Raw genomic sequence first — 22,499 nt, forward strand, 5'->3', positions numbered from 1 at the left:
GGTCTCAGTGGGAGCTACAGGAGTTTTTTTTGTGCAGATAAGTGATACGCACTCCATGGGATTAATGGCCGTTGCACTGTCTTTAGGGTTGTTGATTGGGGTTGAACGGGGTTGGCGAACCCGTGAGATGCAGGATGGCTCCCGTATTGCCGGGTTGAGGACTTATGGCCTGATTGCCCTTTTGGGAGCCGTAGGCTCTATGTTATCTGAAGGTGGCGATGGTTATCTTCTGGGGATTTTTTTTCTGGGGCTGACAGGGGCTTTGACTGCATCTTATATTCAACATCAGAGCAAGCCCGGAAATGATGTCTCGCTGACCTCTCTGATCTCTGCATTGCTGGCCTTTAGTTTTGGTGCGTTGGTGATGCGGGGGTATCCAGTAGAAGCGTCAGCGGCAACAGTGGTGACGACTCTGTTATTGAGTCTGAAAAGCGTATTGCACCGATGGCTTTGGTTACTGGAAAAAAAAGAGCTTTGGGCGGCATTAGAGCTACTGATAATATCCGTGGTTGTTCTGCCTATCCTACCGAATGCCGCAATGGGCCCTTGGCTGGCGCTTAACCCCTACGAGATCTGGTGGATGGTCGTGCTGATTTCAAGTATCTCTTTTGTGGGCTATTTTGCCATGAAGATTATTGGTGCCCGTAAGGGAATTATGCTGACGGCTCTGTTTGCAGGGCTGGTTTCTTCTACGGCGTTAACTCTTCAGTTTTCCAGAATGGCAAGGGACTCGAAAGAAGCAACTCCGCTATTAGCTGCAGGAATATTATTTGCTTGTGGCACCATGTTTCCCCGGGTGCTCTTGGTTGCAGGAGTCATTAATCCGGAGTTGGTGCCTCATTTGCTGTTACCGGTACTGGTGATGAGTGTTGTGGTTTATCTTCCGGCTCTGTTTCTGCTTTATCAGGGCAATAAAGTAGTACCCAATGATGTGACGCCGCCATCGAAACCTCTGTCTCTGGCATCTGCGTTAGGCTTTGGTGCGCTATTAGCTCTGATTCTGCTGCTTAGCAGTGCGTTAAAAGAAAATGTCGGTGATACAGGAATTCTGATTTTGGCGGCTGCCAGTGGTATTGCGGATGTTGATCCTATCAATCTGTCACTATCGGGTATGAGTCGGGATGGGCTGATGCTGAATACTGCCATGTTGGGTATTGTGATCGCCGCGATTGTTAATTCGGTTCTGAAAGGGGCGATGGCTGCTGTAATTGGCGGCAAAGCCCTGACACTTCAGGCCGCCATACCTTTATGGGTTGCAGCGATTCTAGGAGGAGTCGTTGCTATTATCTGATTTGCTTGCCGGGGCTAGGCAGAAAAAAAGCGCGACAGCTTGAATTTGCTATCGCGCTTTTTCAGATATTACCTATCTGTACTCAGATCAGGAAGCCGCCATTACCTGCACCGGCAGTTCGCCTTCTTTCAGATCCAAGCCCAGCAGTGTACGTATATCCGCCGGATTCTTGAGTAAGTCACGTAGTGTGTACTCGTCAACAACACCCAGAAAAGCATCGCGTGCTTTCTTCAACATTGGCTTCATATCACATGAGCCGGTTAATGGGCATATGAGCTTTTCGCAGTCGACAATTTCCAGGGATGTTTCAAAGTCACGAATCATCCTACCAATGGAAACCTCTTCTGCTTCCATATTGATACGCATGCCGCCATACTTACCTCGGACAGTCTGGATGTAACCCAGCTGGCCGAGCTTGTGAACAATCTTCATCAGATGATTGCGCGAGATTTCAAAATGGTGCGCGATATCACTGATTGTTACCAGTTCGTCAGATTGCTGTACACCAAGGAACATAAGAACCCGGATGGCATAATCTGTTTGACGGGTAAGTTGCATGATGCACAGTCCCCTTTCGTTCTTAATTAAACCCTGTGGTACCTGCCAGCCAGTCCCTGCAGGATTACTCACGCTATTCAAACAATCGTAACATGCTATTGCTGAGTGCATTGTATATCTTTGCAATCAAATGCAGCTTTTTATGTACAACTTGCCGACAAATTGAGGCCTATTTAACAAAAAATCAAGCTAACATTCTAATTTAATTAGCAAAAGGAGCTTTTGTGAACCTTCGTAACGTATTGCTGCTGGCATTAGCTTCATCGCTGGCGATGTCTGCAGCCCCGGTTGTTATCTTTATTGGTGGCCTTATTGGCGGTGACTTGTCATCAAATCCACGTCTTGCCACTCTGCCTGTTGCCTTTATGGTTATTGGCACAGCCCTTAGTACCATACCTGCTGCGATGATTATGCAGCGTTTAGGGCGTAAAAAGGGTTTTATTCTAGGGGCTTCAGGTGGCGTATTGGCTAATTTGCTGGCGGCGTTTGCTTTGAGTATTCAGTCTTTCCCACTGTTTGTGACAGCAACTGGGTTGGTTGGTTTTCATTTAGCTTTCGTCCAGCAGTATCGCTTTGCAGCTGCAGAGAGTGCATCGCCGGAGCAAGCAGGAAAGGCGATTTCTTTTGTTTTGGTTGGTGGTGTTATCGCAGCTTTTATTGGCCCCGAGCTTGCTCAGATTGCTGCACACTGGTTTGAACAGCAATTTGTTGGTTCTTTCGTTGTTTTAGCTTTGCTGATTGCGCTTGCGTTACTACTTTTGTTGAGCATAAAGCCGGTGAAGGATTTTCAGGCAGAGTCTGATGAGCATCATAAGCCTTCTGTGTTGACTTTGTTGGGACGCCCAGGGTTCTTTATTGCTGTTCTAGGTGGTGTAACGGCTTATGCGGTGATGAGTTTTATTATGACCGCTACACCGATCAGTATGCATGTTATGGATGGCCACTCACTGGAAGCCACTGCACGCGTTATTCAAAGTCATGTCGCTGCTATGTATCTTCCATCCCTTCTGACGGGGCTGATTATCGGTACACTGGGTGTTACCCGGGTTATGGGAGCAGGCACTGTATTACTACTGGGGTGTAGTGTTGTTGCGTTGAGTGGCCATGGTTTGATGCACTACTGGTGGGCGCTGGTGTTGCTGGGTATTGGCTGGAACTTTTTATTTGTTGGTTCGACAACTTTACTGACGCGCTATTATGACCACAAAGAACGTTATAAGGCTCAGGCAGTAAACGATTTTGCTGTCTTCGGCCTTCAGGCGGTAGCCTCCTTATACGCCGGTCAGGTTATCCACGGCCTGGGGTGGCAATGGGTTAATCTGCTGCCTATACCGCTACTGATTATCATGTTGATTTCACTTTTTTGGTTGGCAAGGCGCCAAGCGGAATAGAGGTGGGGTCGCACAAGGCATGGGGGCAGTTGAGTATACTCGAATGCTTTTTTTGGCTGTGGTCATAATATGCCCCATCTTTTGCGCTAATATGAGTATTATCCGAACTGCTATTGTTTTTAATCAGTGCGTTTTATTCTCTGAGGTGCTGATAAATGATATGTTTAGCTTCAGAACAGAAACAGGGGAGGTGCGCCGTTTGAGCGTGCCCGACAAAGAGACAGGAGAGGCTGATGTCTGGTCAAAAGTTCCGACTGGTTACGCGCAGTGATTTTGACGGTCTGGTATGTGCGGTGCTTCTAAAGCATCTGGATATGATTGACGATATTTTGTTTGTGCATCCCAAAGATATGCAGGATGGGAAAATTGAAATTACAGGTTCGGATATCACCACCAACTTGCCCTATGTGAAAGGCTGCTACTTGGCTTTTGACCATCATCTGAGTGAAACACTGCGTAATGACAGCAGTATTGATAATCATATTATCGACCCTGATGCTCCATCGGCGGCCCGTGTTGTTTATGATTACTATGGTGGCGCTGATAAATTCCCGGCTTCCTGGAATGATATGATGGAGGCGGTAGATAAAGGCGATTCTGCTCAGTTCAGTCGTGAAGAGATTCTAAAGCCTGAAGGTTGGGTTCTGATGAACTTCCTGATGGATGCCCGTACTGGTTTAGGGCGTTTCCGTGAGTTTCGGATCTCAAACTATCAGTTGATGATGCAGCTGATTGACTATTGTGCAAATCACACAATTGATGACATTCTGAAGCTTGAAGATGTTAAGGAGCGCGTCGAGCTCTACTTTGAGCAGGAAGCGAAAGCCGTTGAGCAGATTAAACGCTGCAGTACTGTTCACGGCAACCTGGTGGTTCTGGATCTGCGTAATGAAGAAACCATTTGGGCTACTAACCGTTTTATGATTTATGCCCTGTATCCTGAATGTAATATTTCGATCCATGTTTTGTGGGGCCTTAAGCAACAGAACACAGTATTTGCTGTAGGTAAGTCAATTCTGGATCGAAGCTCTTCTACTAATGTGGGTGAGCTTTGTCTGGAGTATGGCGGCGGCGGTCATCTGAATGCTGGTACCTGCCAGGTTGATAATGATAAGGCAGCAGAGTCATTGGAAGCGATTGTGAATAAAATTAACGCTGACGGATAATACAGTTTCTGTGTGAGCCACCTCAGGGTTGTTGCGCAAACCCCCGGTTTTCTGAGCTGGGGGTTTGTTGTTTCAGCCAGACAATAATATTAATGATTACGCCCTGCCTGTTTCTTCGGGTGTTCTCTGTTTGATGTGGAGCCCCTTCTATGCTGACAAAAGCTAAAATTACGATCTTTTACTGCACACAATGCAACTGGATGTTGCGTGCAGCCTGGATTGCCCAAGAGATTCTGCATACTTTTAGCGATGACTTGGCTGAAGTGGCATTGGCGCCGTCAACCGGAGGTCGTTACGAGATCTGGCTGGATGATATTTTGCTATGGGAGCGTAAAGCTGATGCTGGCTTTCCGGAAGCAAAAGAGATTAAGCAGCGCATCAGGGATGTAATTGACCCGGAGCGTTCTCTGGGGCACTCCGATACACCTGTGGTTTCCCGGGCAGATGAAGAGCAGCGCTAGGTTTCTCGTTTCAGATGTTCTATCTGATTAAGGCCTTCACCCGAGAGAGTGTAGGCCTGTCCGAAGCCACGCACATAGCTCGCACGTTTTGGGATCAGTTTCAGCAGTTGAAAATCTCCTAAACCTTTCAGCAGATCAATAATTTCCCCAAAGCGCTCTTGCATCTGTTCCAGCCTGACTTCAAATTCTGCAGCGTCTCTGACGATCACTTCAGCATGACCAATACAGGTAAAACGCTGACGGGCAAAAAATTGTCGGGTATTTTGCTCATCAGTGATGAGCATCCAGGAAACCTTTTTATTATCAACAAGGTGTTGGGTGTGGGCTGCAAGTTCGCTGACGAAGATATAGTGATTGCCCACCTCATCTTCAATAAAGGGGGCATAGCTCGCTTCAGGCCACTGTTCATTATTCATGGTTGCCAGAACAAGTGTTTTACAGCTTTGGCGGAATTCATGTTGTTCAGCCTGGATATCGCTCAGAGTAAGGGCGCTTTTAGATGCTGATGTTGCCATTAAAATCTCCGCTGTTGTTAGAGGTTCTGTTGGTTCAAACGTAAGTCGAAAGACCATCAATAGCATTGTAAGCAGGGTACGGACTATAGCATTTGGCTGTGCTTACCCCAATATTACCTTTTTGCTAACGTCAGTTTTCTGGCGGTTTTTTATCAGGAGTTTTTATGTCTAATAGCCAGCAGGCACAGGATAAACGTGCTTATATCTTCGCGTTGACTGCTGTTCTGATGTGGTCGACGGTGGCTATTGCTTTTAAGATAGGGCTGCGCGAGTTGGCACCTGTACAGTTATTGTTATGGGCCGCTATTTTTTCGATTATGACCCTGATGCTGACGGTGACGGTACAGAAAAAGTGGTTCCATATCCGGATGCTGACCGCTGCTCAGTGGCGGGCATCGGTTTTATACGGTGCTTTAAATCCTGTTCTTTACTATGTGGTGCTGTTTGCGGCTTATGACCTGTTGCCAGCACAGGAAGCTCAGGCTTTGAACTACTCCTGGGCGCTGACGCTGGCATTTTTGTCAGTACCTTTTTTAGGGCAGAAGCTAAGGGCTCAGGACCTGCTGGCCGGCTGTGTTTGTTATGGTGGTGTACTGGTCATTGCCACGCGTGGTAATCCTTTGGGGTTGGAGTTCAGTCACCTGCCGGGTGTTGGTCTTGCTCTGTTCAGTACACTTATCTGGGCAGGATACTGGATTGTGAATACAAAAGATCAGCGGGAGCCAGTGGTAGGCTTAATGCTGAACTTTATTATGGCATTACCTATCTTGCTATTCATTAATAGCTATCAGGGGTTACTGATTCTACCTAGCTATCAGAGTCTTGCAGCGGCAGCGTATATTGGTATTTTTGAGATGGGGCTGGCGTTTGCCTGTTGGTTAACGGCGATGCGACTCATATCGCAAACGGCCAAAATCAGTAATCTGATTTTTTTAGCACCTTTTATCTCACTGGTTCTGATTTATTTTCTGTTGGGAGAAGAGATCTACCCGTCTACTCTGATAGGTCTTGGTTTTATTATTAGTGGTTTACTTATTCAGCAGTATAAAACGGCAGCACAGAAAGCAGCTCTCAAAGCGTTAAGTTCGTAAAAACATGCAGGGTGCTCAATCATTAAGCGGAGTGGAAATGGCAATTCAGAGTGGTATTTATCAACATTATAAGGGCTCAAAATATCTGGTGGTGGGCGAAGTAAGGCACAGTGAAACCGAGGAAACCTTGGTACTTTACCGTGCTCTTTATGGTGAACGGGGATTGTGGGTTCGACCTGTCAGTATGTTTAGTGAGCAGGTTGATGTTGCTGGTGAGATAAAGCCCCGCTTCGAGCTGATTGAAGCCAGAGATAACCTGATGGCAGGGGTTGACGCACCATAGTAGATTTAGAAGTGCGCGACAGAAATGGCTCGAAATAAGCCATTTTGTCGGCAATCAGTGGTGTGCTGTGATGGTTTGTGGCTTAGCTGGGCTGTTTTAGCAGAGCTTCAAGAGCAGGCCAGATATTATCCAGTAGTTGTCGTTGTGCCTCAGCCTTTGGGTGGACACCATCGCTTTGCATCAGGTCGGGGTAGATAGCGATTTTCTCCAGAATAAAGGGTACGACGGGGATTTTTTTCTGTTCAGCCAATTGAGGGTAGGTTGCAGCAAATGCTGTGGTATAACGCCGACCATAATTAGGTGGTAACTGTATGCCCAGCAGTAATGGTTGTGCACTGGCCTGACGGCTTATATCAATCATGCGACTAAGATTGTTTTGCATCAGATGCAGAGGCAGACCCCTTAAACCATCATTACCGCCCAGCTCAAGCAGAACCAGATCGGGTTGGTGTTGTCGGAGTAGTTCCGGTAGGCGCGCCAATCCACCCTGAGTTGTTTCGCCACTGATGCTTGCATTGATAACCCGATAAGAATAGTTCTGCGTTTGGAGGCGTTTTTCCAGCAAGCTGACCCAGCCTTCACCCTGGCGCAGCCCGTATCCTGCGCTGATACTGTCACCCAGGATCAGAATGACACCGTAAGGCTCTTTCTTATTGTTATCAGCGGCTAAAGTCAGATCAGAAAAAAGTAGTGCAAGAACTGAAAGTAAACTGATCAGTAGTCTATGCGTAGAACGATTAGTGAATCGCTGACAGACGCTTGCCCAATAAACAGTGAAAGGATGTTGAATCGACATGAATGCTCCCGCTTCCGAACGTCGTGAAAAAAATGCTAACACAGAGATAAAATCCGTTATACGGACTGAACAGCTTGCCAGAACGGTCACTGATGCTGACGGTCAGGCACTGCATATTCTGCAGGGAATTGACTGTCAGATCTATGCTGGTGAGAGTGTGGCTATTCTGGGAAGTTCCGGTGCGGGTAAATCAACTTTACTGGGTTTGTTAGCGGGACTTGATCAGTCGACGGATGGTGAAATCTGGCTTAACGACCAACCTTTGAGTGGGTTGAGTGAAGAGGGGCGGGCTCAGATGCGTCAGCAGGTGGGGTTTGTTTTTCAGTCCTTTCAGCTGCTTGAGCATCTTACCGCGTTGGAAAATGTCATGTTACCGCTGGAGCTGGCCGGAGAAAAAAACTATCAGGCTATCGCTCAAAAGTGGTTGGAACGTGTTGGGCTGGGGCAGCGCATCAAACATTATCCTCGCCAGCTCTCGGGGGGAGAGCAGCAGCGGGTTGCTATCGCCCGGGCTTTTGCAGGTGATCCTTTGGTGCTGTTTGCAGACGAGCCTACCGGTAATCTGGACAGTGTTACCGGTCAGTCGATTATTGATCTGCTGTTTACCTTGAATAAAGAAAATCAGACAACTCTGATTCTGGTTACCCATGATGCAAACCTGGCCCGGCACTGCCAGCGAAGATTAACGCTGCGCGATGGCTTGCTGCACGAAGAGCAAGCTGTTGCTGTTACCGGGGAGGCCTGAAATGACTCAAAGTATAAAACACAAGGTGGCCCGATGGCCGATGGCTTTCAAGCTGTTGGCAAGGGAGTGGCGCTCCGGTGATCTGAACCTTTTGTTTACTGCATTGTTATTGGCTGTAATGACGGTGGCGCTTACTGGTTTTATCGCAGACCGTCTGCAACGGGGTATGGAGCAACAGGCAGCCCAGTTAATGGGTGGTGATCTGGTTCTGCGTAGTCCCCGTGAAATTGATGCTCAGTGGTTACAGGAGGCCCGTGACCGGGGGCTTCAGGCGGTACCGACACTGGAATTTGCCAGTATGGTGGCCGGTGATAACGGTTTCCAGCTATCGGCGGTAAAAGCGGTTGCAAGTGGCTATCCGTTAAAAGGTGGTCTGGAGCTGGAAAAAGATTCCAGGGCACAATCCCAGGACGTGTCAGCAGATTATGTGGACAGCGATGGCAGGCTACCGGCCTCCGGTGAAGTTTGGGTCGATCGCCGGTTGCTGACGGCGCTGAATGCCGCTATTGGTGGTGAAGTGGAGATTGGTCAGAAACTGTTCACCATTACTCGCATTATCCATAAAGAGCCGGATCGCAGCGGCGGATTTATGAGCCTGAATCCCCGCTCATTGATTAACTTTTCTGATGTGGCGGAAACAGGTGTTGTTCAGCCTGGTAGCCGTGTTCGCTTTCGCTACATGTTCGCTGGTGATTTGCCCTCCATCGATGCGTTTAAAGACTGGCTTGAACCTCAGTTGAAACCCTCGCACCGTTTGTTAGATATTCGGGAAGACCGGCCTTCTGTTGGTTCGGCTCTTGATCGGGCGCAGCGTTATCTGCAGCTGGCGAGTATCGGAGCGGTTATTCTATCGGGTGTCGCTGTTGCAATGGCCGCTGGTCGTTTTGCCCGCCGTCGCCAGGATACTGTGGCCGTGATGGCGAGTTTTGGCTTTGCCGCTCCGGTTATGGGCGGTATTTATCTAAGGCTGTTACTGCTGTTAGGGATTGCTGCTGCTTTGTGTGGTGCATTGCTTGGTTTTATTCTGCAGATGATCGGCACATCTATGGTGGCTGATCTACTGCCGGTTCATTTGCCACCAGCTGGTTGGCAGCCCTGGGGTTTGTCGGTTGGTACCGGTATTTTGTTGTTGATGGGGTTTGCAGGCGCACCGTTACGTCAGTTGCGTAATGTGTCACCTCTGAGGGTGTTCCGGCGGGATCTGGAACTGGCCTCGCCATCCACTGTGATGGTTTATGGTTTGGCGCTGTTCGCTCTGGTGGTGATGATCTATTGGTATAGTGCTGATGCCCGGCTGACGCTATGGCTGACTTTGGGGTTAGTGGCTGTAATGGGATTGTCGGCGGTGCTGACGTTAGGCTTGTTCCGCTTGCTGAAGCTGGTTGGCCCTAAACTGCCGATGCGCCCTCGCCTGGCAGTGCGCAGCCTCTATAGCCATAAACAGACAGCATTACCTCAGGTAATGGCTTTTGGTTTGGTACTGATGGTTGTTGCCCTGGTCGCTTTAATCCGTAATGACCTGTTGGCCAGCTGGCAGCAGCAGCTGCCGCAAACGGCACCGAACTATTTTGCAATTAATATTCAACCTTTTGAGCGTCAGGATTTTGCAGCAAGGCTAGATCAGGCTGCGGTCAAGCGCTCGCCGCTGTACCCGATTGTTCGGGGGCGACTATCAGGAATTAACGGCCAGCCAGCCCGTGATGCTGTGCCTGATAATGCGAAAGAAGATAATGCATTGCACCGTGAGCTGAACCTGACCTGGCGCTCTGATCTGCCGGAGGATAATCAGATTATCTCTGGTCGCTGGTGGCGTGATGACTTTACGGCACAGCCCGGAGCTATTATTCCTCTGTCACTGGAAGCCGGTATGGCTGAGCGTCTGAATCTGGGCTTGGGCGACACGCTGAGCTTTGATCTTGCCGGGCAGATAGTAACCGGCGAAGTGACCAATATTCGTCAGGTAAACTGGGATAATTTCCAGCCTAATTTTTATGTGATTGCGCCCCCCGGTGTGTTGGAAAACATGCCCCAGACATTGCTGGCCAGCTTCTTTCTCTCGGATGAGCAGCGGCGTATTGTACCTGATCTGGTTAAGGCGTTTCCGGCGGTTTCCTTGCTGGATATCAGTCAGATTCTGGCTCAGGTACGTCAGATTCTGGTTCAGGTCACATTGGCTATTGAAGTCATGCTGGGGTTCACTTTACTTAGTGGATTAGTGCTACTTTTGGCGGCTGTAAAAAACAGCCTGGACGAACGCCTGCGTGAGGGGGCACTCTACCGAACTCTGGGTGCTTCCGGTGCCATGATTCGAAGTATCCAGCGTTATGAGTTTGTGTTGCTGGGGGTTGTTGCCGGTTTGCTGGCGCTGATGGGGTCTGAGTTGACGGCGTATCTGCTGTATCTGAACCTGTTTGACTTGGACTATAGCCTAAGCTTTACTCATTGGCTGGTTCTACCGTTGTCCGGTGCGGTCATTATTACCTTGGCAGGCCTTTGGGGGACGCGATTTGTCGTCAGGCAGCCGCCGCTTCAGGTCTTACGTGCCGGATAACAGACTTTTATGCCCGTGAGGCTGGAGTCTTTTTTGCATACCCTGCATTGAGTGTTTAGTAAGATAAAAAATACAAGGATACTATAGGCCATGAGCGCAGAGGCACGCCCCTATTCATCGGAAATTGCGTTACAAACAACCTCAACATCTGCTGAGAGTGAGCTGCCGGATACACCGGCTGCTCAGGCGGAGACAGATCCGGATGAAGCATTCGATAATACGGAGCTGGACGATCGTCGTTTTCCATCCAGTGGTGAGGGGTTTCCGGAATCTGTAACGGGACTTCCTTTCAGAGTGCATCCGCGCCGTGAGGAGCTGTATAACGAACTACATGCCCGACCATTCCCTGTCGTGCAGACACCAGCCAGAGTCTCCCGGTTAGCAGTGTTGGTTCCTGAAGCAGATCGTCAGCGGGAATTTGCCCATCTGCAGAATCTCTGTCAGCGCTATGGTGTGAATATGCCTGCGGAGAACTGCAGTTTTTATCAGGCTGACTTTGGTAGTTTTCAATTCCGTTGTGGCCGCCATATGGAGTTTGTTACCTATACTTTTATTCGTCCGGACAGCGGTGATCAGCCCTTTACGTCCACGGCTCTGGAACTGATACCTCAGGACTGGTTGCGTAACTTGCCGGGGGAAGTGGTGGCTGCGTTTCACATTGAGATGCTGGACACGGCTCAATCAGCATTGAACCGGGAGCAACTAAAGACCTGTTTCGAAGGCCAGCGCCTGATTAGCGGCAGCCTGATGGATGGTGATGCTACTGTTTGGAGTGCCTTTCGGCTCCATGGCGATGGTTTTGGCCGCTTTTTGATCCATAACCACGGGCTGAATAATAACCAAGCGGGTCGACTGTTACAGCGGTTGGTTGAGATGGAGACTTATCGACTGATGGCTCTTCTGGCTCTGCCTGAAGCCCGCCGTTTAGGCCCCTCCCTGCAGGAGGTTGACCGGAAACTAGCGGCGATTATCGCCAGTGCAGCGGATATGAAGGATCATGCCGACGAACGTAAAATGTTAACAGACCTGTCCCAGTTAGCGGCCCAGGTGGAGCGTTGGCGTACGAATACCAACTATCGCTTTTCAGCGATGCGGGCTTATTACTCCCTTGTGATGAAGCGTATGGATGAGTTACGCGAACAGCAGGTGGAAAACTATTTCACCATTGGCTCTTTTCTTGAGCGCCGCCTGACGCCTGCTTTTAATACCTGTGAATCGATCAGCGAGCGGCTGGAAGATCTTGCGCGTCGTATTGAGCGTGCCGGAGATCTGTTGCAAACCCGTGTTGACCTTACTATTGAAGCCCAGAATCAGAGCCTTCTCTCGTCGATGGACCGCCGTGGCAAGCTGCAGATGCGGCTACAGGAAACGGTAGAAGGCCTTTCCATTGCGGCGATCAGCTATTATATGGTGAGTCTGATGAAGATTCTTGTGGGGGCTGCCTACAGTGCCGGGCTGCCTGTCAATAAAGACTTGATTACAGGGCTATCAGTGCCTGTGGTTGTCGGTTTGGTCTGGTGGCTGACCCACAGAGTGAAAAAAGCGATTATGAAGGCGAATAATTCTGAGCCGGATATCTGACCGGGTACTCTGTTTATCACTAAAACCAAGTGTTGTACTGGGGATTGATTTTTGCCCTGTTAACGTTAAAGTGAGGCCAGCTAATGCTGGCCTTAATTATTGTCAGCTGCTTTTGAGTCTCATCCGCTTACCTTAAACAGGATCTTTTTATGTCTGTACAAACCTTGATTGAAAGCAAGCTGACAGAGCAGCTGTCACCTCAGGTTATCCTTGTAGAAAATGAAAGCCATAAACACAGTCGTGGTGAGAACTCGCATTTTAAGCTGACACTGGTTTCTGATGTATTCACGGGTTTGCGTCCGGTACAGCGCCACCAGAAAGTATATGGTGTTTTGAGTGCAGAGCTGGAAGCAGGTGTTCATGCTCTGGCGATCCATGCTTACACGCCGGAAGAATGGCAAAGCCGGGGCGAAGATGTGCCCGTTTCTCCGAACTGTCTGGGTGGCAGCAAGCACGATAAGCCGTAGGCTTAATAATGGGGAGGTAACTCTCTTGCCGGATCGAAGTTTTCAATTCCGGCACTGTCCTGATCCCCTTTTTCTTTCAGCTCGTTATAGACCTGTCGGATCGACTCTTCCAGTAGTTGAATCCTCTTATCCTGTTCGGTGATTACTTTATTCAGTGCTTCTATGGTATCGTCCTGAAAGGCGAGCTTAATTTCCAGTTCGTCGATTCTGTCTTCTGGCATGTTTTGATTCCTGACAAGGGTTGGGACTCAGGCACTTCAAGTGCCAGGGATGCTCTGTATAATAGAGCATTGCATAGTAGCGACAAGATGAAGTCTTCTATAACCAGCCTTCTATACCACAGCCCAGCTGGTTTTTACTTCATTTTATTGCTTTGAAGAACCATGGGAAAGCACTCGTTAAAGACTGGCTGGAGTGTTAGTTCTTTGTTTTTTAAGTGAATTATTAATAATAACTAATTGTTTATGAGAGAGTAAGTATGAGCAAAAATTCCTTTGTTCGTTGTGTGTTAATCAGTGTGGTGATGGCCATTGTAGGGCCGTTTATTCTCGACCTGGCAACTCAGGCCGGTGAACAGGGATTGCGTGCTAGCGGACATTATGTACCGGCGGCCGTTATCTTTTTTCTGACCACCTTCTTAGGCACTGCGGTTCTGAATTACCTGACGCCTCAATTGGCAAATATTGCTAATGATGAGAACGATGATCGTGAAATGGGTACCGTTAAATGGTTTAACGTTTCCAAAGGCTTTGGCTTTATTACCCGTGACTCCGGAGGTGATGTATTTGTTCACTTTCGTTCGATCCGTGGTACTGGCCATCGTTCTCTGGCAGAGGGGCAGCGCGTTCGTTTTGCTATTATCCAGAGTGACAAAGGTATGCAAGCTGAGGACGTAACTGTTATCAGCTAATACCCGACGCAACCTGTCTTTGAAGATACCCGGCACTTCCCATTAAGATGAAGTGACCGGGTATTTTTTTGCATGTTTTTCAGCACGTTGACTATGCTGTCAGGAGCTTGGTTTTATTTTGTTCAGGAGGTTGTTCGTGGCGGCACCCCTTCCTAATATTCCTTTTCCTGTGCGCAGGCCCTGTCCTCAGGGGATCTGTGTTTGTGGTCATCGGGCGTTGCTGGAGAGTGGTACCGGTGATATCCGGATTCTTCGTCTTACTCTGATGGAAGAGAAGCGATTAATCGATCGACTGGAAGCTGTCTGCGATTTTGATGACCTGCAGAAAATGCTGCATCTGATGGATGAGCAGCTGGGGATCAGGTTGGAAATTACACCAGGCTATACCGAAGTTCGCAGTGTCCGGGGTTTGAGGATAACTTTTCAGGAGCAGCGGGGCTTATGTCGAAAAACGCAAAAAAAGATTCCAGCTGCGATACGTCGCTGCCTGAGCGATAAACCTAAAATATTGTATCGCCTGCTCGATAGCTTCGATCTCTTTCGGGCGTTGTGATATCTCTTTCCTGAAATTGGCTTATCGTCTTCTGCAAAGTCGCTTATCAGTATATAGGTTGTAAGGGCGTTGAGAAAAAAACCGAAGCGGATTGGCTTCGGCCTTTGTTTTTAAGCTGCAAGATCTCTGACCAGTTACTGGCTTTTAGTCCGGCCAGCTGATCTCACCTTCACCTTTCTTGCTGATTTGCCACCAGAGGTCTATGGGTTGGTCCGGCTCCCAGGATCCCACTGAGCAACGAATGGTGCGATTAAAGAAAGCAAAGGCTGCTCTTGCGCACTCTATATCGGTTGCCCAACCACTTTCCGGGCTGTCGAACCAGATGCTCCAGTATTTACCGGCAGCTTTTTCTACTACATGGACAGGTACTTCAGTGCCGTCGGCTTTAACCGCCTGATAGAGCAGAGTGCGTTTATCCAAACGTTTAGGCTCGGAATAGTTGGCGAACAGCTCTTTAAACCAGCTCTCGATGGTTTCCAGGTCCGGGTCCTGCACGTAGATTTCGATATCGGGAAAAGCTTCAGTTGTCATCATTTTGATCCGTTCTTTTTTCTGAGCGGGATGGTTTATCTACATCCGTACTCAGAAAGCGATAAATACGAAAAGCGCTTAAACCAAGGTACCCCAGCAGCCCCAGCATCGCACCTATTCCCATGGTGATCAGAGAGAGTAAGGCTACCAGTTCACGTCGCAATGGCTCAAGATGAGTGGCACCTTCAGCCCACATCAGCATACCAGCACCAACAAAAAAGATGATGGTGCCTATGGTCACCCGCCGTAGGTTCAGGCGGGTATCCTGTGACATCTTGATCAGGCGTTGTTTCAGGCTCATGTCGGCTGGCTTGTCTGCAGAGTGGGCTGATCAGGTCAGCAAGCGAGCCATCACACCCTGGTAGATGCCCGTCAGCTTGTTCAGGTCATTCGCCAGAATATGCTCGTTTACCTTGTGAATAGTGGCGTTACAAGGGCCTAATTCAACCACCTGCGTTCCGGTTGGCGCAATAAAACGACCATCGGAAGTGCCCCCTGAGGTTGATAGTTCTGTAGTGATGTTGGTCGCTTCCAGAATGGCACTGCGACAAGCATCAACCAGGTCTCCTTCAGGCGTCAGAAATGGTAGACCATTCAGGGTCCACTGCAGATCATATTCCAGTCCATGTCTGTCCAGAGTGCTGTGAACTCGTTGCTTGATCTGATCAGCAGTTAGCTCAGTTGAGAAGCGAAAGTTAAACACAACCTCAACATCACCGGGAATTACGTTGGTGGCACCGGTGCCACCATTGATATTTGAGATCTGAAAGCTGGTGGCCGGAAAGTACTCGTTACCTGCGTCCCAATGCTCCGTAGAAAGCTCCGCCAGAGCAGGGGCAACCTGATGAATAGGGTTACGCGCCAGATGTGGATAAGCCACATGGCCCTGAACACCTTTTACCAGCAGCTTAGCGCCCAGAGAACCGCGTCGGCCATTCTTGATGATATCGCCGGTATGATGGGTACTGGACGGTTCACCAACGATGCACCAGGTCATTTTTTCATTACGGGCTTCAAGGTGTTCAACCACCTTTACTGTGCCATTAACAGCGGGGCCTTCTTCATCGGAAGTGATCAGGAAAGCGATAGAGCCTTTGTGATTCGGGTTTGCAGCGACAAACTCTTCACAGGCGACAACCATAGAGGCTAGGCTACCCTTCATATCCGCCGCACCGCGACCATAGAGCATGCCCTTTTCGTCAATGACTGGCTCAAAGGGGCCGTGTTTCCAGTTTGCCTCAGGGCCGGTGGGAACAACATCTGTATGGCCGGCAAAGGCTAACACAGGAACTTCAGTACCGCGTCGGGCCCAGAAGTTATCCACATTGCCAAAGCGCAGGCGCTCAACGTTGAAGCCAATTGCTTCCAGGCGCTCAATCATCAATTCCTGACAGCCGGCATCTTCCGGCGTAACCGAGTGGCGGCTGATAAGGTCGAAAGCGAGTTGTAGTGTTGGCGTCAACGCTTCGGTCTGGGACATGGGTGGCTGTTCCTGTGGCTGGCTAAACAATAGGGGTTTTTCTGGTACTTATAATCAGCCCGCCATGATACCGGAAAGAGATGGTCTTGTAATGAGGCAGCCTGTGTACAGGGCTAAGAGCAAATATTTTATGCAGACAAAGTGGGAGGTGGATGAAGTGGTGTGAATGTTTATTAACTGAAAGTATGTCTGACCTCTACTTTGCCTGATTGACGGAAAAGCAGTCTGTTCAAAAAACAACCAAACTTCTGTATATGGCATAAATACGACAGTTCGTCAGGTTATCTCCAGTTTATCCACAGTGATCCTCAACAGGATTGTGGGTAAGTTTTTGTCTTGAATTATCAGAGCCAGGAAATAAATATAAAAACGGCGCCTTTTAGCGGGCGCCATTCTTAAATCGAAGTCGCTTCAGCAGTCGCTCAGCGATTTGCATGCAGTGCTTCTAGTTATTTGCATGCAGTGCTTCGTTCAGTTCTATTGCAGTCTTATTGGTCAGGCACTCAACGGCACCGGTCTGAGAGTTGCGGCGGAACAGCAAGTCGTCTTTGTTCGCCAGATCACGGGCGCGGGCTACTTCAACCAGCTCTCCATTACCTTCCAGTACATTCACTTTGGAGCCAGAGGTGATATAAAGGCCCGCTTCAACGGTGCAACGATTACCCAGAGGAATACCAATACCGGCGTTTGCACCCAGCAGGCAGCCTTCGCCCACGGAGATAATAATGTTACCGCCACCGGATAAGGTACCCATGGTGGAGCAACCGCCACCCAGGTCAGAACCTTTACCCACCATAACGCCAGCTGAGATACGGCCTTCGATCATGCCCGGGCCTTCGGTGCCAGCGTTAAAGTTAACGAAACCTTCATGCATGATGGTGGTGCCTTCACCTAGGTATGCACCCAGTCGTACACGGGCGGTATCAGCAACACGAACACCTGCCGGAACCACGTAATCGGTCATTTTCGGGAACTTGTCTACGCAGTCAACAGAGATCGTCTGACCGTTCAGGCGAGCCTGCAGCTGGCGCTGTGGCAGTTCTGCAAGGTCGATAGCACCTTCGCTGGTCCAGGCAACGTTAGGCAGCAGGCCGAACATACCGGTCAGATTTGTGCCGTGGGGCTGAACCTGGCGATGCGACAGCAGGTGCAGCTTCAGGTAAACCTCAGCAACTGACTTAGGATCGGTGTCTTCTTCTATGAAGGTTGCAACCAGTGGCCGCTTACTGTTAGCCAGAGAAGCAACCAGAGTCGCTTGCTCTGCTTCGCCTGCGGCTTTCAGGGCTTCAGCTAAGGCTGCTACTTTGTCGCCCGCAAACTCAATTGCCTGATTGCCACCCTGATAACCCAGGGTATCAATAACCGCTTCAATCAGGCTAACAGCCGGGTTAAGTAGAGGTTGTGCGTAAAACACTTCCAGCCATTCGCCTTTACTGTTTTGAGTACCAACGCCAAAGCCAAAGCTGAAAAAAGGTGATGCAGACATGTTAACTCCCGAATAGGTCGAGACAGCAGGGCTGCCTTATATAAAATTTATGATGAAAAAGTATAGGGTTTTATCTGATTCAGAGAATCAAAGGGTCGTTGGTGCGGTCGCTTACAGGCCAAAAAATACCTGATAGTCCGCATCCTTAAACCCGGTTTTAAACTGGTCGTCTTTAGCCAGAACAGGACGTTTCACCAGCGTTGGGCTGGCCAGCATCAGTTTGATCGCCTTTGTCTGATTCAGATCTTCTTTATCAACGGCATCCAGCGCGCGCCAACTGGTGCTGCGTTTGTTCAGTACCTGCTCCCAGCCCAGTGCATCACACCAAAGGGTTAGGTCTTCTTCGCTCAGACCGTCTTTTCGGAAGTCATGGAACCGGTAATCCTGCTGGTTTGCATCCAGCCAGTTACGGGCTTTTTTCACCGTATCGCAGTTAGGGATACCGTACAGCGTCAGGGGCATTAGAGGCCTCATCGTTTAATTGGTTGTAGGCTTGTGGCATTCAGCGGTGTTTCCGCTGAATACCGGTATTAAGTCACGGCTCTCAAAGAGATTCTACGAAGCGTCGAATACGCTGTGCTGCCTCAACACACTCATCCAGGGTGGCAACCAGTGCCATACGGACACGGTTGTTGCCGGGGTTTTCGCCATCAAGTGTGCGTGACAGATAGCTACCCGGCAGTACAGTGACATTCTGTTGCTCAAACAGTTTCTGAGCGAAGTCTTCTTCGTTGATCGGTGTTTCCGGCCATAGATAGAAGCTGGCTTCCGGCAGTTCAAAGTTGAGTACCGGCTTTAGGATCTCTCCAACACGCTCAAACTTTTCCGTATAGACGGCACGGTTCGCGATGGTGTGATCCTCATCGCTCCAAGCTTCAATGCTGGCCAGTTGATGCTGAACCGGCATGGAACAACCGTGGTAGGTGCGGTAGAGCAGGAATTTTTGCATCAGTTCCGCTTCACCTGCGATAAAGCCGGAGCGAAGACCCGGCAGGTTGGAGCGTTTGGAAAGACTGTGGAAAACAACACAGTTTTTGTAGTCATCTCGCCCCAGTTCTGCACAGGCCTGCAGCAGACCCGGTGGTGGTGTTTGTTCGTCAAAATAGATCTCGGAGTAGCACTCGTCAGACGCTATGACGAAATTGTACTGATCCGACAAGGTGATCAGCTTTTTAAGTACATCCAAACCCATGACTGCACCGGTTGGGTTGCCCGGAGTGCACAAAAACAAAAGTTGTGTATTCTCCCAAACGTCTGCAGGCACGGCATCGAAGTCCGGAATAAAGCCGTTCTCTTCAAGGCATGGCATAAAGTAGGGCTCAGCGCCCGCCAGATAAGCTGCCCCTTCATAGATCTGATAGAAGGGATTTGGTGATGCGATCAGGGCACCGGGCTTGCGCTCGATCAGTGCCTGAGTAAAGGAAAAAATCGCTTCCCGGGTGCCGTTAACCGGTAAAACATGGTCATCTGCAGTCAGGGTTCCGGGTTTTAGGATAAAGCGCTGTTGGCACCAGTGTGCAATAGCTTCCCGTAGTTCAGGTAGGCCCTTGGTGGTTGGGTAGTTACTGATACGGTTCATATTGTGGCGCAGAGAGTTTAGTACAAACTCTGGTGCCGGGTGACGGGGTTCACCAATGGACAGTGCGATATGTTCCAGTTCGGATGGCGGTGTTACCTGAGCTTTCAGGGCTGTCAGCTTCTCAAAAGGGTAGGGCTGTAATCGGTTCAGATCTGGATTCATACCGGCTTCCGTCATCAGGGCATTTATTTAGCTAACCATTATAATCAAGGGTGTCTGGACGAACAAACCCACAGTGATGATTAACAGGTTGAATAATATCTGCTTTTGGTTTGATTATACCGACTGTAGGTCTTACCCCTGCCTCTGTATGTAATAAAAAAAGCGATCCGAAGATCGCTTTAGAGTAACTCAGTGTATTTTAATGGCCATTGCTGACTTGTTCGTCGAGGTCATGGCAGATGCGATAGCGCAGTTTCTCGCATAGGTTGGGGTCACTGATTGGCCCTAGTGTCCGGTCCGTAATGACAAATATATCCTCTACCCGCTCACCCAAAGTGATAATCTTGGCTGACAGGATATTAATGTCCATCTCAACAAATATCCGGCCTATTCGGGCCAGCAGTCCGGGGCGATCCGGTGTAATGACTTCCAATGTTGTGCGCTGACTGATGGGGTCGTTACTGATAATCACCTGAGTTGGCATGGTAAAATGCTTCAATTGACGTGGGGTCCGGCGCTGAATGATTTCGCTGTAATCTGCAGGGTCATCGAGTTCTTCAATCAGAACGTGTTTGATTTCCTCGATGCGGGCTTCGTCACGGATCGGCTCGTCATTGCTTTCCAGTACGATATAGGTATCGAGAGAATAACCGTTGCTGGAGGTGCTGATCCGGGAGTCATGAATATTCAGTCCCAGTTGTTCCATGGCCGCCACTGTGGCAGCAAACAGATGATCCTGTTCCTTTGTGTAAATAAAAACCTTGGTTCCGCCGACTTGCTCCACTTTTTTAGGGTTAGTCACCAGTACTAACGGCATATTGGGTTCTTTGTGATCCAGAATCTGTTCGGTCTGAAAAGCGATCTCTCTGGCGCTGTCCTGCAGGAAGTATTCTTCACCCAGCAGGTTCCAAAGTGGCCAGATACGGGTTTCTTCCACACCCCATTTTTTCAGAAAGATCAATGCATCCTGCTGGGTCTCTTCCACCCACTCCTGGCGGTCAATGGGGTTCTCAAGACCCCGGCGTAATGCGCGTTTACTTTCAACGTAAAGTTGCTGTAGCAAAGTCGCCCGCCAGCTGTTCCATAGGTTAGGGTTGGTGGCGTTGATATCTGCTACGGTCAGGATGTAAAGATAGTCCAGGCGGGTTTCATCCCGCACCGTCATAACAAACTCCTGAATGACTTCCGGGTCAGAAATATCCTTTTTCTGGGCGGTCATCGACATCAGAAGGTGGTGTTCAACCAGCCAGCTAACGAGGCGGGCATCGTGTTTACTTAGGTGGTGACGCTCGCAGAACTGAAGCACATCTTTAGCACCTAACTCTGAGTGGTCACCACCTCGGCCTTTGCCAATATCGTGATAGAGTCCGGCAATGTAGGCCAGTTCGCGCTTGGGTAGACGATGGAATATCTGAGCGGCAAACGGGAACGCCTTACGGGCCTCTTCTTTCTGGAAGCGGTGCATAAACTTGAGTAATAGTAATGTATGGGCGTCGACGGTATAAATGTGGAACAGGTCGTGCTGCATCAGGCCGATGGCGTAACCAAACTCCGGCAAATATTTTCCAAGAATACCGTAACGGCTCATACGGCGCAGCTGGCGGGCGACATTACCGGGGCTGCGCAGTAGCTCCATAAACAGAGAGGAGTGGCGGATATCCTGGCGGAAGCTTTCGTCGATCAGGTGGCGGTTATCCCTCAGCAGGCGAATCGTGGAGGCGCGAACGCTCTCAATCTGTGGGTTCTGTGCCATCAGCAGAAAGATTTCCAACAGGGCAAAGGGGGTGTTTTCAAATACTCTGTTATGAGTGGCTTCAATCTTATGATTCACAATCTGGAAGCGCTTATTGAGAATCTCAACTTTGGCTTCATGCCGGGACTGTAAAATAGCATCGTCGAAATGCTGCATCAGGACATCGTTCAGCTCAGTCAAAGACATCACCACCCGATAGTAACGGCGCATAAACTGTTCAACCGCCAGGCGTTCATCATTGTCTGCGTAGCCAAAAAGATCCGCCAGTGTTCTCTGATGATCAAACAATAGGCGATCTTCAGCACGCCCTGCTGTCATATGCAGGGCGTAACGTACCTGCCAGAGGAAAGCCTGCCCCTGCTCCATAATGCGGACTTCAGATTCGGTGAGAAACCCCTCTCGCATCAGGCCTTCCAGGGTATGCGTGCCGAAATGGCGCTTCGCAACCCAGCCGATCATCTGAATATCCCTTAAGCCGCCCGGTGATGACTTGATGTTGGGTTCAAGGTTGTATTCGTTGTTATCGTATTTGTAGTGGCGCTTAATCTGCTCCTGCCACTTGGCCTCGAAGAACTCGCTGCTGCTCCACATGTGGTCGGTGCCCAGGCGTTCGACCATCTCTTCGCGCAGGCTATCCGGGCCGACAATGGTGCGATTTTCCAATAGATTGGTGGCGACGGTGATATCAGCCTTGGCTTCCCGCTCGCAGTCGGAGAGAGATCGGACACTATGGCCGATATCCAGGCTGATATCCCACATAAAGGTGATTAAACGCTCCAGACTGTCACGATAAGGGGTGTCGTCGTCATTGCGCAGCAGAATAAGTAAGTCTATATCAGAATGAGGATGCAGCTCCCCCCTGCCGTAACCGCCGACAGCAATCAGGCTGATATTATTATCAGGCCAGTCAAACTGCTCCCAGACCACACTCAACAACTGATCCATAAACCAGGCTCGGCCATGTACCAGATCTCTTATATCTGATCCATCTAAAAAACGTTGATCTAATGTGTCCTGTACACCCTGAATGGTTTGCTTAAATAGGCTAATTGAGGATTTGGCCTCGGCCAGCTGCTGCTTAAAGGTATGTTTGTTAAACAGTGATGGATCCGGTTCAAACTCATAGGGTGTCAGAGGCATGGGAGTGTC

General features: G+C 49.4%; 23 protein-coding genes. 12 read left to right on the forward strand and 11 right to left on the reverse strand.

Annotation, left to right across the window (positions count from 1 at the left end):
* Positions 1–31: 31 nt before the first annotated feature.
* Positions 32–1,291: an MgtC/SapB family protein gene (locus ACN0R8_RS10410; protein ID WP_417597122.1), complete on the forward strand. Its 1,260-nt coding sequence runs from the start codon at positions 32–34 to the stop codon at positions 1,289–1,291.
* A gap of 87 nt (positions 1,292–1,378) precedes the next feature.
* Here ACN0R8_RS10410 and ACN0R8_RS10415 read toward each other — a convergent pair whose 3' ends face one another.
* Entirely contained in the window at positions 1,379–1,849 is a 471-nt protein-coding gene (locus tag ACN0R8_RS10415; RefSeq protein ID WP_417597124.1) for an RrF2 family transcriptional regulator, read from the reverse strand.
* A 224-nt stretch (positions 1,850–2,073) separates the two neighbouring features.
* Here ACN0R8_RS10415 and ACN0R8_RS10420 point away from each other — a divergent pair, with 224 nt between their 5' ends.
* From ACN0R8_RS10420 to ACN0R8_RS10430, 3 genes are all read left to right on the forward strand, one after another.
* Positions 2,074–3,240, forward strand: a complete 1,167-nt coding sequence (locus tag ACN0R8_RS10420) for an MFS transporter (RefSeq protein ID WP_417597126.1) — start codon at positions 2,074–2,076, stop codon at positions 3,238–3,240.
* A gap of 233 nt (positions 3,241–3,473) precedes the next feature.
* On the forward strand, positions 3,474–4,406 hold the full coding sequence (locus ACN0R8_RS10425; RefSeq protein WP_417597128.1) for an exopolyphosphatase: 933 nt from the start codon (positions 3,474–3,476) through the stop codon (positions 4,404–4,406).
* A 149-nt stretch (positions 4,407–4,555) separates the two neighbouring features.
* The gene (locus ACN0R8_RS10430; RefSeq protein WP_417597130.1) at positions 4,556–4,867 is read left to right on the forward strand and encodes a SelT/SelW/SelH family protein; all 312 of its coding nucleotides are present in this window, start codon (positions 4,556–4,558) and stop codon (positions 4,865–4,867) included.
* Here ACN0R8_RS10430 and ACN0R8_RS10435 read toward each other — a convergent pair.
* Positions 4,864–5,382, reverse strand: a complete 519-nt coding sequence (locus ACN0R8_RS10435; protein WP_417597132.1) for a HugZ family protein — start codon at positions 5,380–5,382, stop codon at positions 4,864–4,866. The genes ACN0R8_RS10430 and ACN0R8_RS10435 overlap by 4 nt on opposite strands.
* Before the next feature lie 164 nt (positions 5,383–5,546).
* On the opposite strand from ACN0R8_RS10435, the gene ACN0R8_RS10440 reads away from it, so the two are divergent.
* Positions 5,547–6,473 carry a DMT family transporter gene (locus ACN0R8_RS10440; protein WP_417597134.1) on the forward strand — a complete coding sequence of 309 codons (927 nt, stop codon included), beginning with the start codon at positions 5,547–5,549 and terminating at the stop codon, positions 6,471–6,473.
* A 37-nt stretch (positions 6,474–6,510) separates the two neighbouring features.
* Entirely contained in the window at positions 6,511–6,756 is a 246-nt protein-coding gene (locus ACN0R8_RS10445) for a DUF1653 domain-containing protein (protein ID WP_417597136.1), read from the forward strand.
* 82 nt (positions 6,757–6,838) lie between these two features.
* On the opposite strand, the gene ACN0R8_RS10450 is transcribed toward ACN0R8_RS10445, so the two are convergent.
* Complete coding sequence (locus ACN0R8_RS10450) at positions 6,839–7,552, reverse strand: arylesterase (RefSeq protein ID WP_417597138.1); 714 nt, start codon at positions 7,550–7,552, stop codon at positions 6,839–6,841.
* Here ACN0R8_RS10450 and ACN0R8_RS10455 point away from each other — a divergent pair.
* The 4 genes from ACN0R8_RS10455 (at position 7,551) to ACN0R8_RS10470 (ending at position 12,896) form a co-directional block, all read left to right on the forward strand.
* Positions 7,551–8,297 carry an ABC transporter ATP-binding protein gene (locus ACN0R8_RS10455; protein WP_417597142.1) on the forward strand — a complete coding sequence of 249 codons (747 nt, stop codon included), beginning with the start codon at positions 7,551–7,553 and terminating at the stop codon, positions 8,295–8,297. The two genes, ACN0R8_RS10450 and ACN0R8_RS10455, sit on opposite strands and share 2 nt — an antisense overlap.
* A 1-nt stretch (position 8,298) precedes the next feature.
* Positions 8,299–10,848, forward strand: a complete 2,550-nt coding sequence (locus ACN0R8_RS10460) for an ABC transporter permease (protein WP_417597144.1) — start codon at positions 8,299–8,301, stop codon at positions 10,846–10,848.
* A gap of 90 nt (positions 10,849–10,938) precedes the next feature.
* Positions 10,939–12,429: a DUF3422 family protein gene (locus ACN0R8_RS10465; RefSeq protein ID WP_417597146.1), complete on the forward strand. Its 1,491-nt coding sequence runs from the start codon at positions 10,939–10,941 to the stop codon at positions 12,427–12,429.
* Positions 12,430–12,578: 149 nt separating this feature from the next.
* Positions 12,579–12,896: a BolA family protein gene (locus ACN0R8_RS10470; RefSeq protein WP_417597148.1), complete on the forward strand. Its 318-nt coding sequence runs from the start codon at positions 12,579–12,581 to the stop codon at positions 12,894–12,896.
* Between the two features lie 2 nt (positions 12,897–12,898).
* Here the strand turns inward: ACN0R8_RS10470 and ACN0R8_RS10475 are convergent, their stop codons facing one another.
* Positions 12,899–13,117 carry a SlyX family protein gene (locus ACN0R8_RS10475; RefSeq protein WP_077243096.1) on the reverse strand — a complete coding sequence of 73 codons (219 nt, stop codon included), beginning with the start codon at positions 13,115–13,117 and terminating at the stop codon, positions 12,899–12,901.
* A gap of 257 nt (positions 13,118–13,374) precedes the next feature.
* Here ACN0R8_RS10475 and ACN0R8_RS10480 point away from each other — a divergent pair, with 257 nt between their 5' ends.
* Together ACN0R8_RS10480 and ACN0R8_RS10485 are read left to right on the forward strand one after the other, a co-directional pair.
* Positions 13,375–13,806 carry a cold-shock protein gene (locus ACN0R8_RS10480; protein ID WP_077243095.1) on the forward strand — a complete coding sequence of 144 codons (432 nt, stop codon included), beginning with the start codon at positions 13,375–13,377 and terminating at the stop codon, positions 13,804–13,806.
* Between the two features lie 136 nt (positions 13,807–13,942).
* Complete coding sequence (locus ACN0R8_RS10485; protein WP_417597151.1) at positions 13,943–14,359, forward strand: hypothetical protein; 417 nt, start codon at positions 13,943–13,945, stop codon at positions 14,357–14,359.
* 144 nt (positions 14,360–14,503) lie between these two features.
* Here the strand turns inward: ACN0R8_RS10485 and ACN0R8_RS10490 are convergent, their stop codons facing one another.
* The 7 genes from ACN0R8_RS10490 to ACN0R8_RS10520 all read right to left on the reverse strand — a co-directional run bounded on the left by ACN0R8_RS10490 (position 14,504) and on the right by ACN0R8_RS10520 (position 22,490).
* Positions 14,504–14,893 carry a hypothetical protein gene (locus ACN0R8_RS10490; protein WP_417597153.1) on the reverse strand — a complete coding sequence of 130 codons (390 nt, stop codon included), beginning with the start codon at positions 14,891–14,893 and terminating at the stop codon, positions 14,504–14,506.
* Entirely contained in the window at positions 14,880–15,191 is a 312-nt protein-coding gene (locus ACN0R8_RS10495) for a hypothetical protein (protein ID WP_417597155.1), read from the reverse strand. Before ACN0R8_RS10495 ends, ACN0R8_RS10490 begins: the two co-directional genes overlap by 14 nt.
* Before the next feature lie 30 nt (positions 15,192–15,221).
* Positions 15,222–16,370: a succinyl-diaminopimelate desuccinylase gene (gene dapE / locus ACN0R8_RS10500; protein WP_417597157.1), complete on the reverse strand. Its 1,149-nt coding sequence runs from the start codon at positions 16,368–16,370 to the stop codon at positions 15,222–15,224.
* A gap of 445 nt (positions 16,371–16,815) precedes the next feature.
* On the reverse strand, positions 16,816–17,856 hold the full coding sequence (gene dapD, locus ACN0R8_RS10505) for a 2,3,4,5-tetrahydropyridine-2,6-dicarboxylate N-succinyltransferase (protein ID WP_417597159.1): 1,041 nt from the start codon (positions 17,854–17,856) through the stop codon (positions 16,816–16,818).
* Positions 17,857–17,967: 111 nt separating this feature from the next.
* Positions 17,968–18,318 (reverse strand): ArsC family reductase, encoded by a 351-nt coding sequence (locus ACN0R8_RS10510; RefSeq protein ID WP_417597161.1) that lies wholly within the window; start codon positions 18,316–18,318, stop codon positions 17,968–17,970.
* A gap of 82 nt (positions 18,319–18,400) precedes the next feature.
* Positions 18,401–19,597 carry a succinyldiaminopimelate transaminase gene (gene dapC, locus ACN0R8_RS10515; protein ID WP_417597164.1) on the reverse strand — a complete coding sequence of 399 codons (1,197 nt, stop codon included), beginning with the start codon at positions 19,595–19,597 and terminating at the stop codon, positions 18,401–18,403.
* Between the two features lie 199 nt (positions 19,598–19,796).
* Complete coding sequence (locus ACN0R8_RS10520) at positions 19,797–22,490, reverse strand: [protein-PII] uridylyltransferase (RefSeq protein ID WP_417597167.1); 2,694 nt, start codon at positions 22,488–22,490, stop codon at positions 19,797–19,799.
* Positions 22,491–22,499 lie beyond the last annotated feature (9 nt).

Origin of the sequence: Oceanospirillum sp. (genome assembly GCF_048265165.1) — a bacterium.
Classification (GTDB): Bacteria; Pseudomonadota; Gammaproteobacteria; order Pseudomonadales; family Halomonadaceae; genus Oceanospirillum.